At 50.3% G+C, this 15,109-nt stretch carries 9 protein-coding genes and 1 tRNA gene; 5 read left to right on the forward strand and 5 right to left on the reverse strand.

Annotated elements, in window-relative coordinates:
* Positions 1-106 precede the first annotated feature (106 nt).
* Positions 107-1,228 (reverse strand): aspartate-semialdehyde dehydrogenase, encoded by a 1,122-nt coding sequence (asd, locus tag N8M53_RS08995; RefSeq protein WP_101494465.1) that lies wholly within the window; start codon positions 1,226-1,228, stop codon positions 107-109.
* A gap of 546 nt (positions 1,229-1,774) precedes the next feature.
* Between asd and nhaC the strand changes: the two genes are divergently transcribed.
* Positions 1,775-3,214: a Na+/H+ antiporter NhaC gene (gene nhaC, locus N8M53_RS09000; protein WP_269578525.1), complete on the forward strand. Its 1,440-nt coding sequence runs from the start codon at positions 1,775-1,777 to the stop codon at positions 3,212-3,214.
* Between the two features lie 129 nt (positions 3,215-3,343).
* On the opposite strand, the gene yejK is transcribed toward nhaC, so the two are convergent.
* Entirely contained in the window at positions 3,344-4,363 is a 1,020-nt protein-coding gene (yejK, locus tag N8M53_RS09005; protein ID WP_069362012.1) for a nucleoid-associated protein YejK, read from the reverse strand.
* A 77-nt stretch (positions 4,364-4,440) separates the two neighbouring features.
* Here yejK and N8M53_RS09010 point away from each other — a divergent pair, with 77 nt between their 5' ends.
* The 3 genes from N8M53_RS09010 (at position 4,441) to N8M53_RS09020 (ending at position 6,791) form a co-directional block, all read left to right on the forward strand.
* Positions 4,441-4,659 (forward strand): YejL family protein, encoded by a 219-nt coding sequence (locus N8M53_RS09010; RefSeq protein WP_069362013.1) that lies wholly within the window; start codon positions 4,441-4,443, stop codon positions 4,657-4,659.
* Positions 4,660-4,701: 42 nt separating this feature from the next.
* Entirely contained in the window at positions 4,702-6,579 is a 1,878-nt protein-coding gene (locus N8M53_RS09015; protein WP_269578526.1) for a DUF3413 domain-containing protein, read from the forward strand.
* A 135-nt stretch (positions 6,580-6,714) separates the two neighbouring features.
* A tRNA-Pro gene (locus N8M53_RS09020) sits at positions 6,715-6,791 on the forward strand.
* 59 nt (positions 6,792-6,850) lie between these two features.
* On the opposite strand, the gene N8M53_RS09025 is transcribed toward N8M53_RS09020, so the two are convergent.
* Positions 6,851-8,920: an alpha-amylase gene (locus N8M53_RS09025; RefSeq protein ID WP_269578527.1), complete on the reverse strand. Its 2,070-nt coding sequence runs from the start codon at positions 8,918-8,920 to the stop codon at positions 6,851-6,853.
* 157 nt (positions 8,921-9,077) lie between these two features.
* A complete protein-coding gene (locus tag N8M53_RS09030) occupies positions 9,078-12,023 on the reverse strand; it encodes an EAL domain-containing protein (protein WP_269578528.1) in 2,946 nt (981 codons plus the stop codon).
* Between the two features lie 225 nt (positions 12,024-12,248).
* Between N8M53_RS09030 and N8M53_RS09035 the strand changes: the two genes are divergently transcribed.
* Positions 12,249-13,007: a sulfite exporter TauE/SafE family protein gene (locus N8M53_RS09035; protein ID WP_269578529.1), complete on the forward strand. Its 759-nt coding sequence runs from the start codon at positions 12,249-12,251 to the stop codon at positions 13,005-13,007.
* A gap of 88 nt (positions 13,008-13,095) precedes the next feature.
* Here the strand turns inward: N8M53_RS09035 and N8M53_RS09040 are convergent, their stop codons facing one another.
* A complete protein-coding gene (locus tag N8M53_RS09040; protein ID WP_269578530.1) occupies positions 13,096-15,099 on the reverse strand; it encodes a DNA topoisomerase III in 2,004 nt (667 codons plus the stop codon).
* Positions 15,100-15,109: the final 10 nt, after the last annotated feature.

Consider the following 15,109-nt stretch of genomic DNA (forward strand, 5'->3'; position numbering starts at 1 on the left):
TCCTTTTTTATGCGCGCTTAATAGACTGGAACTAAGCGACAAAGAAAATCGGACACAAAAAAGCCGCCAACTCTGTTGACGGCTTGCTACGGTTATCGCTCGGTGATTAGTCTTGCGCTTTTTCCGACAAGATAATACGCAACGTACGACGCAGAGGCTCTGCCGCGCCCCACAACAGCTGGTCACCCACGGTAAAGGCATTCAGGAAGTCGTCACCCATTGCCAGTTTACGTAAGCGACCCACCGGCACAGACATGGTGCCTGTTACTTTGGCCGGACTCAGATCCGTCATGGTGACATCGCGCTCATTGGGAACCACACTGACCCAGTCGTTATGTGACGCAATCATGTCTTCAATTTCATCCATTGGCACCGCTTTTTTCAGCTTAATGGTCAGTGCCTGGCTATGACAACGCATCGCCCCCACACGGACGCATGTGCCGTCGATAGGGATCGGATTGTTGTCTAGCCCTAAGATCTTGTTGGTTTCAACCGAGGCTTTCCACTCTTCTTTGCTTTGACCATTGTCACGCTTCACGTCAATCCAAGGGATCAGTGAGCCGGCAAGCGGCACGCCAAAGTTGTCACTTGGGAAGTCGCTCGAGCGCATGGTTTGCGCGACTTTGCGGTCAATGTCCAAGATAGAAGTGGCAGGGCTGGCCAAATCAGTATTAACGGCATCGTTGATCACGCCCATTTGGCTGATCAACTCGCGCATATGCTTAGCGCCTGAGCCTGACGCGGCTTGATAAGTCTGGGCGGTCATCCACTCGACCAACCCGTTCTGGTACAAGCCGCCCAGGCCCATTAGCATCAGACTAACAGTGCAGTTACCACCAACAAAGGTGCGCGTGCCTTTATGAATACCCGCTTGGATTTGTTTGAAGTTAATCGGATCCAAAGTGATGATACTATCATCTGCCATTCGTAGTGATGACGCCGCATCAATCCAATAGCCTTTCCAACCTGATTCACGCAGCTTCGCGTAAACATCGTTGGTGTAGTCTCCGCCTTGGCAGGTGATAATAGCATCGAGGGTTTTTAGCATCTCAATGTCATAAGCATCTTTGAGGGTACCTGCATCCTTACCGTAGTTCGGTGCGTCGATACCAACCTGAGAGGTACTAAAAAATACAGGTTCGATATGGTCGAAGTCTTTTTCTTCTACCATACGCTGCATCAGCACAGATCCCACCATGCCACGCCAGCCAACTAAACCTACTCGCATCATAATTTTCACACTCCATGTTGTGTGACCGCCGTTTAAAGCACATTCTTTGTTCGACAGTCAGTGAAAAAACGTTTTTGATACTAACACGTCTTTTCACAGTCGTCAGGTTAGCCCCTTTTTCTGCTCAATTATCCACCATTTTTTAAACATTCCGTCACTGAGCCCTAACGTGCTTTAACGTACATACGTCGAAAAACACCGCCCTTACACACATAAAATTCATCAATGAAAAACATGTGATTAACCTTAATAAAACACAACAACAATAAACAACAATGACAATTAACCCAGCTCGCGTTTGACTCACATAAGCGACAAAAATGTTTCCCATCTCATTGTTCTGTTAGCTAGAGTATGACGCCTCACAAATGGAACAAAGGATACTGACACACGGACAGTGATGTGAGTTTGGTTGTTGCTAGTTGCATCGCTAAATCGCGCAGGGAGTAGTCGCGCAATCACAGACGATCCACCTTCCGATAATGATATTGATACGTTCGCCCTATCGGTTGTCACCGAGTGCGACGTGAAGAAGGTTCAGTTATGACAACACATCAAATTCGATTACCATCCATCGTTCAGGTTATTCTGGCGCTTGGTGCATTTTTGGCGCTCGCGTTCTCGTTTACCGCAAAGCTCGATTTACCTATCCAACTAGCATTGTTTATTGGCTGGTTTGTGATCATGGGTTTGGGACTCAAATTAGGCCATCAATACAAAGATCTCGAGTCGGCAGCGACCAAAGGCATTTCCAACGGTCTTGGGGCGGTGTTAATCCTCCTTTCAGTTGGCGCACTCGTGGGTACCTGGATTGCCGGCGGCATTGTCCCCACTATCATTTACTATGGTCTGAAAGCTATCCACCCTTCTATCTTCCTTTTAGCGACCATGTTGATTTGCTCGTTAACCGCTTTGGCGACGGGAACCTCTTGGGGCGCGGCGGGTACCGCGGGGATTGCAATGATGGGTATTGGCCAAGGCCTTGGGATCCCAGCGCCAATGACAGCAGGTGCGGTGCTATCTGGCTGTTATTTCGGCGACAAAATGTCTCCGCTGTCTGATTCGGTGATCCTAGCTTCATCCATGTCAGGCGTGGAAATTGTCGAGCATATTAAAGGTATGCTGCCAATTGCGCTTATTAGCTACATCATTACCGGCATTTTGTTTACCCTGGTCGGCTGGCACTATGCTGGCAATGTCGATATGAGCCAGGTGGAAATGGTGAAACAAGCGATGCAAGATCAGTTTGTGATCACCCCGATGTCATTTATCCCTGTGCTCATCGTACTCGCGCTGCTCGCCATGCGCCTTCCATCGTTCCCGGTGATTAGCTTTGGCTCATTACTCGGGGTCGTTTGGGCAGTGATGTTGCAAGATATGGCCCCTGTTGCGGCGATTAACACCGCCTGGGCCCCCTTCTCTGTCGCATCAGGGGTCGATTTTATTGATGCTATCCTCAATCGCGGCGGTATGTCGTCCATGCTTGGGTCTGTGGCAGTAATTGTATTTGGTCTCGGTTTTGGTGGCTTACTGGAAAAAGTGGGCGTGCTGCATACCATCGCTAATCTCTTTGAGCGTCGCGTTAAAAGTGCGGGTAGCTTGGCCACCTCCACGATCGGCACGGCCTTTATGGGGAATATTTTTGGCTCAGCGATGTATGTATCACTGATCTTAACCCCAAAAATCTGCGCGAAAAACTACGACCGCTTGGGTTATCAGCGCAAGAACTTGTCCCGTAACGCCGAGTTCGGCGGTACCTTGACATCCGGAATGGTGCCTTGGAGTGACAATGGTATCTACATGGCAAGCATCTTAGGGGTCGCCACCTTGTCGTATGCGCCATTTATGTGGCTAAGCTTTGTTTGTATCGCTGTGACTATCGTCACCAGCTACATGGGTTGGTTTGTCGACAAAGTCGAGCCAGCACAGAACGTGCAAACTGACGCCTCTACTCCTCTCAATGCCGAGCCGGAACGGGCTTAAGAACACAGATAACGCATTGTCACGAACACTGCGCGAAGCAACGTAAAGATAAAAGCGGGACACGTCATGGTGTCCCGCTTTTTTATCATACAGTTCAAACTGACCCAGCCACGATCAATGGTCTAGACGCTAGTCGTCATCTCGGCTCGATAAACGACGCTGAAGCTGGTCACGCAAGTTCGGCGGTGTGCCTTTTATAGTGAGCGTATCTGTCTCTGGATCATAAAAAACACGCTCCCCCAATAACATGGCATCAAAGTTTACCGACAAACCGCCACCAGCCCCGACAAACTTGGTGAGCTTTCTCATCGTGGTTCTATCAGCTGGGAATTGCTCTTCAAGCTCATACCCTTGCTGGTTAGCATACTGATAAAAGTCGGTGCCTTCGGGCGTGGCCGGCAACTCGCCCGCAAGCTCCTTCACCACTACCTCATCGCCCGCTTTAAGCTGATCATTACAATAATCAAAAACTTGTTTGCGGTAGTTGTTCTTTTCTTCCTTGTCGAGGCGAGCATCGTCGCAGTAGTCTTCTACCGCTTGCATCAGCACCTGGTTTTGCTGCTTGCTGTCCATCCCCACTTCCGCTTGTAGAAAGTCGAGGAAAAAGTCAGCGACTTTGCGTCCTACGCGGCCTTTGATAAAGGAAAGATAGCGATTTGACTCGGCATCCGTCTCCCAAGTCGATAAGTCAATGCGCGCGGCGATATCCATCTTGCTGACATCGAGATACTCGGTGGCATTCACCTCCAACTCGTCGGTGACGCGTAAACTGTGCTTGGACTCGAGGACACCGATAAACAGATAATCTGTCGCTAGCGCCCGGTAGTGCGCCATCACCAGGGTGCCATTATCGGCAAAAGGATACTTTGCGAGTTCGGCACGCAAGCGCTCCACCGCCTTTTCCGACAGCGCTTGAAAGTCAAGCTCACCAGTACGATAGGCTTTTAACCACTGCTGGAAGTCACTCTCGGTGTCAAACAAAGCAAACCCTTTGCCTGCTTTTGCATGATAAACCCGGTGAATGTCTCCCATCAGGTTTTCGGTCTGCTCAGTCAGCGGCAACGGGCCGTCTCGAAGGTGAACGTTAAGCGAATCATCATCTTGCTTAACGATTTGATGCAATATTACGTTAGAAAGCGTGAGGGTCATGATTGAAAAGATTTTCAGTAAGACTAAAGTGTGAGTTATTATACGCTGCTTTGGTTTTAAGAAGAAAAGACGAATTTATGCCTGTAACTTCAAAATATGACGACGAGCAAGTGGAACGTATTATCAACGATGTTGTCAACGTGTTAGAGCAACACGATGCCTCAACGGATTTATCGCTGATGGTGATCGGGAATGTCGCCACCAACATCCTTAATCACAATATCCCTGCCGCCCAACGCCAGGCATTTGCCGACAAGTTTGCCCAGGCATTAATGGCATCTATCGATAAGCAATAATGCATAAAGCAGCAGTCGCTACTAAGAGAAGAATTAATTTGTATGGTTGATAGCGGAACATCGTATCGTGACAAAGTATCCCAGCTAATCAGTTGGGGGCATTGGTTTAGCTTTTTTAACATCATTGCCGCTATGTTGCTGGGAACGCGCTACATCAGCCAATCGGGATGGCCTGAAACCCTACTAGGGCAAAGCTACTTGGTGTTCAACTGGGTTGGACACTTTGGCTTTCTGGTGTTTGCGCTGTATATTCTGATTATTTTCCCGGCCAGTTTTCTTATCCCCTCCCAGCGGTTAATGCGGCTGTTTGCCGTACTGGTTGCCACCGTTGGGATGATGGTGCTGCTGCTTGATATTTACGCTTACCAAACCCTGCACCTTCACCTTAACCCATTGGTGTGGGAGCTGCTGTTAAGTGGCGAAAAAACCGATATGAATGCGCATTGGCAGTACTTGTTTATTGCCGTGCCCGCCATTTTTATCTTAGAGCTGATTATTGCCGAATGGGTGTGGCGCAAACTGCGCAAACTGACGCGCAAGCGTATTGGTATCCCGGTTGCTGCCGTCTTCGCGCTTTGCTTTATCTCTAGCCATCTTATCCATATTTGGGCTGACGCCTTCATTTATAGCCCGGTCACCGCACAACGCTCCACCTTCCCGGTCTCCTATCCGATGACCGCGAAAACCTTTATGGAAAAGTACGGCTTGCTCGACAGGCAAGAGTACCAACGTTTGCGTGAACAACGTGGGCAGGAAACCAGCGAAGTGATTCGCTACCCTCTCAAGCCACTTGCGTTCGCTCCGGATGCCAACAAGTATCAGAAAAACTTACTGATGGTGATGGTAGAGGGGCTGCGTGCGGACATGGTAAACCCCGTCACCATGCCTCACCTCCACCAGTTTGCTAATCAAAACCTGTGGTTTAAAAATCACTTTAGCAGCAGCAATGATGACATGGCGGGGCTGTTTGGCTTTTTCTACGGCTTGCCTGGCAGTTATGCGCAAAGCGCCCGTACCGAGGGGCTGCGTCCGGTACTGATAGAAACACTTAAACAGCGTGATTATCAACTCGGGCTGTTTAGTGGCGATCATTTTGCCAACCCCATTTACTATCAAAGTATTTTCAGCCAAGCGCTTGAACGCGATAGTCAATCGGATGAACCCGCTTGGCAAGCCGATGCCAATGCAGTAAGCACAATGCAAAACTGGCTGGGAAATCGCGAGACCGATAAGCCATGGTTTGGTTACCTGGAATTGGCAACCGTGAATGAATACGAACAAGGGGGTGACTACCCACAGCCTTTTCAGCCGGCGCTGGATAGCGCGATGGCAGGGGTCGATACCCAGACAAGCTTGGTATTGAAAAACAGTTATAACAACGCAGCACATTATGTTGACGATCAACTTGGCCGCTTGCTTGAGCACCTAGAGCAGTCGGGCCAGTTGGACAATACCGTGGTGATGATCACCGCCAATCACGGGATGGAATTTAACGAAACCGGGCTCAACAGCTGGGGCTCAAACTCAAACTACAGCCGGTATCAGCTGCAAGTCCCCATGATTATGCACTGGCCCAACCAAGATGCGGAACAAATTGCGCATTACAGTAGCCACTTAGATGTGGCACCCACATTGATGGAATCCATGCTATCGGTCAGCTCTCCGGCGGAGACGTATAGCAGTGGAACTAACTTGTTCGAGCTTAAAAACCGTCCACGAAAGTGGGTGCTCGCCGGCGATAGCCGAGATATCGTGGTGGTACAACCGCAAAAAACCACCGTGGTGGATAAGTTTGGCAACTATAAGGTGTTTGATAAGCACTATACACCACTGCCAGAGGGGAAACCGCAATTGTCACTGCTGATGCAGGTGATGCATGAACTGAAACGCTTTTATTATCCCGAAGAGCCATCGTCGTGATTAGCTTGGGGCAAAGGAAAACGTCACTTCGCCCCGGCATGTTGACGCTTTAATAGCCAAACGGTTGAAAAACCGAAAAACAATCCCCCTTGGCAATTGACACCCACTAGGCCGATTCGTAATATAGCGCTTAGTCGGTCTGTAGCGCAGCCTGGTAGCGCACTGTCATGGGGTGTCAGGGGTCGCTGGTTCAAATCCAGTCAGACCGACCACTATTTAAGCCCACCGTTCATCGAACGGTGGGCTTTTTCGTTCGCGTATATTGTGTAGGCTATTTATCGGCTTGTCGCCCGACAAACGCCGCAACCACGGTATCTTCGCCGAGTTGACGAGAAAACACATAGGCGCCCGCTTGGGGGATCGCTTGATGCTTGCCTGCACCGATAGCGGGATGATCTTGTCTAAACTGACCCACTTTACGCCAATGCTTTAGCAAGTCCGCTTGCGTATCGTTGTGCTGCCATATCATGTCCGAACGGGTGCCTTGGTGAAAATCGTCTCCGTAAGGGCCCAAGTCACGCCCGACTTCATCACCATAGAACACTTGTACCGCACCGGGCGCCAGCAACAGTGCGTTGGCAGCCCCCCGCTGCATGCTGGCGTCTTTAAAGCGGCTGAAAAAAAGCTCGGTATCATGGGAAGACATATAGCTTACCGGAATGAAATCCCCCTCTTTGGCCATGGTGTCGGCATACGCTTGATAAGTGTCTTGCATTTCACTGAGGCAATACGCTCCCTTGTCCATTTGCTTTTGCAAATCGAAATTAATCAGCGCATCAAAGCCTTGGTCAAAATAAGGGCTGCGATAAGCACGGTGGCCCCACACCTCTCCCATCATCCAAAACGGCTCTCCCGTTTTGTCATGTTCACGCCGCCACGTCTCTAACGCCGCCGAGGCTTGCGACTTCAATGCTCGCCACACCTCGCCATCGACATGCTTTACCGTATCCACCCGAAAGCCATCAATACCAAAGCGCTCAACCCATTGGGTTTGCCATTCAAGTAAGTAGTCACTCACGGTATAGTTTTCTCGCGCTTCAACACGGGTGCCTGGATTATTTAGTAGCCATTGCGGGGGCGTCACCGGCTGATTAGATTCCGTTTTAAAATCCGGAAGCCCTGCCAGTGTCAGGGTTTTATCACTGCTGCCGGGCTGATCATAACCAGGTAACCCAGCTCGCACCCAGTCTTTGCCCCACCACTGGTGCCAGTTGGTATTCTTGTAATCAATTGCCTGATGAAAGTCATGCCAACTTTGTCCTTTGCCAGGTTGCCAATCTTGCCATTTTTCCGGCAAGTCAGCGTCATTGACGACGTTAATACCGTCTTGCTGTAAGTCCGCAAGCGTGGCATAACCTGGGTGGTTGACCACGGCGTCAAGAAACACTTTTAGGCCGCGCTGGTGTGCTTCATCCACTAGGGTTTTGAGCACGGCGTCATCACCAAAGTTTTTGTCTACTTGGGTAAAGTCACGAGACCAATAACCGTGGTAGGCATAAAAAGGAAAACTGCCTTTGCTTCCGCCTCCGACAAAGCCATGAACTTGCTCGACAATCGGGGATAACCAGATCACATCAGTGCCGAGCGACTGGATATAATCCAGTTTATCTATCACCCCTTGTAGATCCCCTCCATGAAAGGTACCGATGTTCTGTGCATCATCTTGGTGACGTCCATAACTGTGATCATTGCTCGGATCGCCATTGTTAAACCTGTCCACCATCACAAAGTAGATGTTGGCATTCCGGTAATTAAACGCAGGAGAAGGCGTATCAACGGGGGCTAACAACACCAAGCCACCACTGTTGGGTGCCGGCGTCAGTGTGACACGTTGATCTTTTACACTCACCTCTTGGCCACTAAGCGCTTCTTTTAGCTGGGTACCTTCAGCAAAGCTATCGCCAAGTTGCAAAGTAACTGGCCCGCCTAGATACTGCTGGCATTGCACATCCGGCAAAGGCCGTTTAAACGTGGAGGCCGCCTTTTTTGGCTCACGTTTTACGCGTAATGTGCGCGTATCCGCTTGATAATAAAACCCATAGTCTCCAGCAAAGCGAATGGTGAGATCAAAGGAGCTGGCCGTGCCGCACCCCAGCGGTATCGGCGTATTAAACTTGGCATTCGAGGGAGGATTCGCTTGGCACTCACCGTCCACACCGTCCACCGTGACTTGGTAAGTGTTTTTTCCCAATGCGAAGACCGCAGGTGTGTCTGCGTTGAGTGGCTTATCGGCTTGTGTGGTTGAGGTAGTCACCGTGATATGCGGAGAGGCTGCGGCTGCCATTGAAAGAGAGGTGGCTATCGCGATAGCGAGCCGCTGCCAAGTAAATACAGGGGTCATGATCGTACTCCTTGCGATTTTCTTATAGGATAAAAAACCCGCAAGCGGTTGACATCATTCCCGCTTCTGCGCCCTAAAAATGTGAGCGATGACCATCAAAGGATGAGCCTAATCCGTCATCCATTGCTCGCTTGATTGGCAACAGCATTCTGAAACCTCAGTCACTTTCCACCCCCAAAAGCTCGGCAATATCGGCAGCAGGAGCTGGACGACGATATAAATAACCTTGTCCAAAGGTGCAGCCTAGCTCATGCAGTATGGCTTGTTGATGTAGTGTTTCAATCCCTTCCGCCACTACGCCAATCCCCAAGCTATCTGCCATCGCAATCATTGCTGAAACAATGGCAACCTCTTCTTCATCGGGCGATTGGCTTTGAATATCTTTGATAAAGTGACGGTCAATTTTTAGTTTCGAGATCGGATAACGTTTTAGGTACGCCATCGACGAATAGCCCGTACCAAAGTCATCAATTGCTATCCCGACCCCTTTTTCACGTAGCTGTTCGAGAACACGTAACGCATTGGCTTGGTTTTCGATCAAGGTGTTTTCCGTGATCTCCAGCTCTAAAAAGCGTGGATCTGCGCCAGTTTGCTCTAATGCCTCTGCTACCACTTGGGTAAAAGTAACATCCGCGAGGTTGCGCGGCGAAATGTTCACGGCCATGGAGATCTGCGCCCCCGCATCATGCCACGCTTTTAATTGCCGACAGCCGGTTTCCACCACCCATCGCGTGATATCGTGAATGATTGAGCGCTCTTCAGCGACCTCGATAAAATGAATGGGAGACAGCAAGCCACGTTCAGGATGATGCCAACGCAGTAATGCCTCGACTCCCACAATCTGCCCTGTCACCAGATCCACTTGCGGCTGATAAAAGAGCGCTAGCTCTTCATTTTGCACGCATTGTCGCAACTCCACCGCTAAACGTAGCTTGTGGTTGGCATCAATGGTTAATGCATCATCATAGAACGCATAAGTATTGCGGCCCGACTTTTTGGCATGATACATGGCCGAATCGGCGAATGTGAGGAGCTCTTCGGTACTCGACGTATCGTCTGGGTATTGCGCAATACCAATACTTACCCCAATTTGCGCATCAATGCCGCCGTCGAGGACAAACAAGCGGTTCATGGCGTGGATCACGTCTTCCGACAAGCGAATGCAAGCTGCGTTATCAGTATGAATCAAGCGCAGGATGACAAACTCGTCGCCCCCCAAACGCGCCAAAGTGTCACCCTCAGCAAGCAAGCCATGTAAGCGCTCACTGACCAACTTCAACAACTCATCGCCCACCGCGTGGCCATGGCTGTCATTGACGAACTTAAACTGGTCAAGGTCCAGAAACATCAAGGCTATCTGATTGCGCTGAACCGACTGCATGCTCATCGCTTGACGAACCCGGGACGTTAACAACAGACGATTCGGCAGCCCGGTTAACGAATCATAATGGGCTAAATCAATCAGTTTTTTCTCTGAATCTTTAAGCTTGGTGATATCCGAGAACACCCCAATATAATTAACCACATTATCAGCCTCATCTTTCACCACGCTGATAGAGAGTAGCTGGGGGTACACTACGCCATCTTTGCGTCGATTCCATATTTCGCCTTTCCACCGCCCGTGGTCGACAATTTGCTGCCACATTTCAGTGAAGAACGATTTGTCATGGCGACCAGAGTTCAAAATGGCCGGCGTGGCACCAATGACCTCGCTTTCTTGATAGCCAGTAATGGCACTGAACCCGCCATTCACTGCGACAATTTTCCCTTCCGCATCGGTAATCAGCACCCCTTCACTGGACTGCTCGAAAATTTTTGCATTGAGCATTAGCTTTCTTTCTACTTCAAGACGTTCTGACACATCATGAATCACAGAAAAAAGCAGCTTGGCATGGCCAATGGTAATCGGTGAAGAATGGACTTCCACTTGCCGCACCTCACCACTTTTAAGCCGATGCGAGAAGATAAAACAGTTTTTCGCACGCTGTTGCGCCTGCGAGAGGCTTTCTTTAAGGGTATTATCGGTTTGAGTATTGATATCACTGATCCGCATCGACGTCAGGGAGGCATGGTCATAGCCATAAAACTGCTGCGCACTGTCATTGGCATCAAGAATATCGCCCGTTTTCGCATCGAGGAGCATCATCACAGCGTCGTGACGTTTAAAAATGCTTCTGAAGCGGTAGCTATCATCCACCACTCGCCCTATCGATTGGGCAAAGCTGCGCCCCGCGTTGTAACGGCCATAAAGCCCTCCCAGCCAAAAAAGCAAAATAATCGTACCGACAACCCACACCGTGGGGTGAGGATGTAACCCTTTCCACCCCGACTGAGGCACTCCCAGTAAACGCCAATCCCCCGACGGCAAATTGACCGTGACCGTCTCAGGCGACTGGCTCAGTACCGACGTGTCACCATAAACCGTGGTAAACAGTTGCTCAGATTCGCGTTTTTCCTGTAATACCGCGCGGACAGGATAGTTTTCTCCTTGCTTAAAACTGGCGGAGAACAAACTATCGATATCTAACACCGTAGATAACACCCCCCAAGGCAGACCGGTGTTTTGGTTGACTACCGACTGCCTGGCAATCAACGCTGTCCCACCTTGTATGAGCTCAACAGGTCCGGATATAACAGGCTGTCTTGAGGCATAAGCCGCACGAACGCTCTCTAGTTGTTCGGGAATATCATGATAATGGGTGCCCAATAAGGAGGACTCTAACGTGTTAGGGTAAACGTGGCTGATCACCCAGTTTCGCGCCGCGCCAAAATTAAGAATATAGGGCGTTTTACCTCTAAGCTGGCCGGCAAATCGGGAAAAATCTTTTTGGTCCAAGTCAGGGTTAAGACTGATGTAGGTGGCAAGTCCATGACTTAAATCCAAATTCTGTGTCACTTTCAGCTCAATACGAGAGCGATAGGCCAGAAGCGCCCGTTGCACCTCTTTCACTTCTTGATCATGCGCTTGTTGGTACAGCCAAAACTCCACTGAGGCCACAGAGAAAGCAAAGACCAAAATGGAAATAAGCACATTATAAACAAACCCCACTCGCGCGGAGCGGCGCGCAACTTTATCAAGCGCAGAGGGAACAGCTTGCTGCATGACGTGATATAACCTTATTTCGCGCGGCTAGCGGAGCGAAAAATAATCAGACTTTAGATGTAGCACGTGATTATAAAGTGCGTGAATAGATTCGCCAGTATTACTGTTCGGTTTCACAACATCGCGCATAAACAGTATGCTTAAAGTGGTTTTTCTATCAAGCGGTTACACCCCTCATCAGGCGTAGCCTAAATCACACGCAGCGATTGCACACAAGGAGCGTACATGGCAATCACCATAGAGTATGGCCTGCTACTGGTCAGTTTGGGGCTTGTCGCCGGGATAATTAATACATTGGCAGGCGGCGGCTCTAACTTAACCTTACCCGCCTTGATGGTGATGGGCATGCCGGCTGATGTCGCCAATGCCACCAATCGCGTGGCAGTGTGGTTACAGTGTGCTTCCGGCATGGCGGGCTTTCGCCAGCACAATAAACTGGATACCCAAGATATTATCCCTGTTTTAGTCCCTAACTTAGTCGGCGGGTTATGCGGTGCTTTAGCGGCTGCGTGGCTGCCAGCAAGCTGGGTAAAACCCTTATTGCTTGGTACTTTACTAACCATGACGCTGGTGATGCTTATCAAGCCGGCGACGTTTGGTTCCCCCGAAGGCACGCCTATCAAAAAAGTCTCCTCAACTCCCTCTGCCTGGTTTGGCTTATTACTCGCAGGGTTTTATGGTGGCTTCGTGCAAGCCGGGGTAGGGTTTGTATTACTGGCAGCCCTGTGTGGTACGCTTAACTACGATCTAGTCCGCGGTAATGCTCTGAAACTGGCTTGTACACTCGCTTTCACCACCTTGTCCTTAATCGTGTTTATCGCTGATGATCTTGTGCGTTGGGTACCAGGGCTGATTTTAGCCGTTGGCACCATGTTGGGCGCTCGAGTGGCCGTTCGCTTTGCCATTTCAGCCAACCCCAAGGTGCTCAAAGGCTTCCTGTTTGTGATGACACTGGTTGGCTGTATTGCCGCTTATGCGTTCTAACAGGTCACCTTGTACGTTTGCTCGCCACATGCTTCACATGCAAGCTGTCGCCATACTGGTGGTAATATGGCGTACCGCACCAACAACATTATTTTGCGGCTTTGCGTCTCGCTTTCGTGGTACGCGTTGGTGTCGCGGTTGACTTTGGATTAGCAGCCGGCTTTGCTTTCGCAGTCCGCTTTCGGTAGCCGGACGTGCGCCGCCCTTTACGTGCGAACGATTTAGCAGGAGCGGCAGGCAAGTCGCTTAACGAGGCCGGCGGTGGCGATGTCTTCACGGTTTCAATTAGGCCTGTCACTTGTGCCGTTAACCCTTTCATAAAGGGGTGATATCCACACTGACGATCCGCCATATCTTGTAGCTGTCGCTCCCAATCCGCGGTCATATCCGGATAGGTGGCAATGTCTGGCAACGCCGCGATGAGCCCTTTACCACTGGCGCTGGCGTGCAACGTTTTCCCTTGTCGCGTTAATAAGCCACGTTTCACCAATAACTCAATGATACCGGCACGGGTTGCTTCGGTGCCTAAACCGTCGGTCTCACGCAATATCTCTTTCAACGCTTTGTTTTGCACGTAGCGACCAATCCCGGTCATTGCCTGCAACAAGGTAGATTCCGTAAACGCCGCAGGCGGCTCTGTCATGCAATCTTTTATCTCGCCTCGCTCGCACCGTCCTTGCTCGCCTTCTTCCATTAGCGGCAACGGGGCAGCGTCGCTGTCTGCGGTGTTATTTGTCGGTAACAAAGCTCGCCAGCCGGCGTGTGTCAGCACCTTCCCTTTAGCAATAAAACATCCGCCTGCGATATCAAAGATGAGCTTCCCTTCCGCGTATTCAGCAGCCGGGTAAAACTGCATCACGTATTGGCGCGCGATGAGCTGATAAATCTTGGCTTCATCGGCTGACAAGCTTGCCGGCGCGACTTTCGCTGTGGGAATAATTGCATGGTGAGCCCCGACTTTACTGTCGTTCCATGCCTTCCCTTTACGCTTGGTATCAGCCCCCTCACATGCTTGCCCAAGCGCCTCACAACCTTGCTTAATGGCACCGAGTATCTTATTCGCCTCGGCGAAATGGCCTTTGGGCAAATAGCGGCAGTCTGAGCGAGGATAAGTAATAAGTTTGTGGCGTTCGTAAAGCTGCTGGCACACATCCAGTGCTTTTTGTGCACTAAAACCAAACCGCTTTGAGGCATCAATTTGCAGTGCGGATAAGTTGTACGGCAACGGTGCGCTCTGTTTGCGTTGTTGACGCTCCGCTTCAGTGACGGTCGCTGTTTGTCCTGTGATGCGTTGTGCGACGTTTTCTGCCAAGGGGCGAGACAACACGCGACCCTGTTCATCTTGCCACTTTGCACACGCTTCACTGGGCTGCCAACGAGCCCGTATCTCACCCTCTGGATGGGCAATGATCGCATCCAGTTGAAAAAACGGGTGTGGCACAAAGCTGTCTATTGCCTGATCACGGCGCACCACCAGCCCTAACACTGGCGTTTGCACGCGTCCGACCGACAACACCCCTTGGTAGCCAGCCTGTTTGCCCAATAACGTATAAGCACGGGACAGGTTCATACCATACAGCCAATCAGCTCTCGAACGCGCCAGCGCGGACACTGATAGGGGCATGTAAGCTTTGTTGTCTTGCAGCTGCGCAAGGGCTTTTTTCACAGCGGATAGGTTTAAATCACTGATTAAAAGGCGCTTAATGTTAGCTTTTTTGTTGGCACTGACCTTTGCGTAGTCAATCACTTCATCAACCAGCAATTGCCCTTCTCGATCGGGATCGCCCGCATGAACCAGTTGGTCAAACTGCTTGATCAGTTTTTTGACAACAGCAAGTTGTCCGGATGCCGCTTTGCGGGGACGAAGTTGCCATTGCTCAGGCACGATAGGCAGATCGGCAAGATCCCATTTTTTATAACGACTATCATAGGCGTCCGGCTCAACCTGCTCTAGCAAATGGCCGATACACCAGGTCACCACGTCACCTTGTGCTGTCTCGATGTAGCCTTTCTGGTTTTTGTGCGGTTTAGGCAGTCCTGCCGCAATTGCGCGACCAAGGCTGGGTTTTTCCGCTATGAATAATCGTGCCATGACAAAGCCT

The organism is Salinivibrio kushneri, assembly GCF_027286325.1.
Lineage (GTDB): Bacteria > Pseudomonadota > Gammaproteobacteria > Enterobacterales > Vibrionaceae > Salinivibrio > Salinivibrio kushneri_A.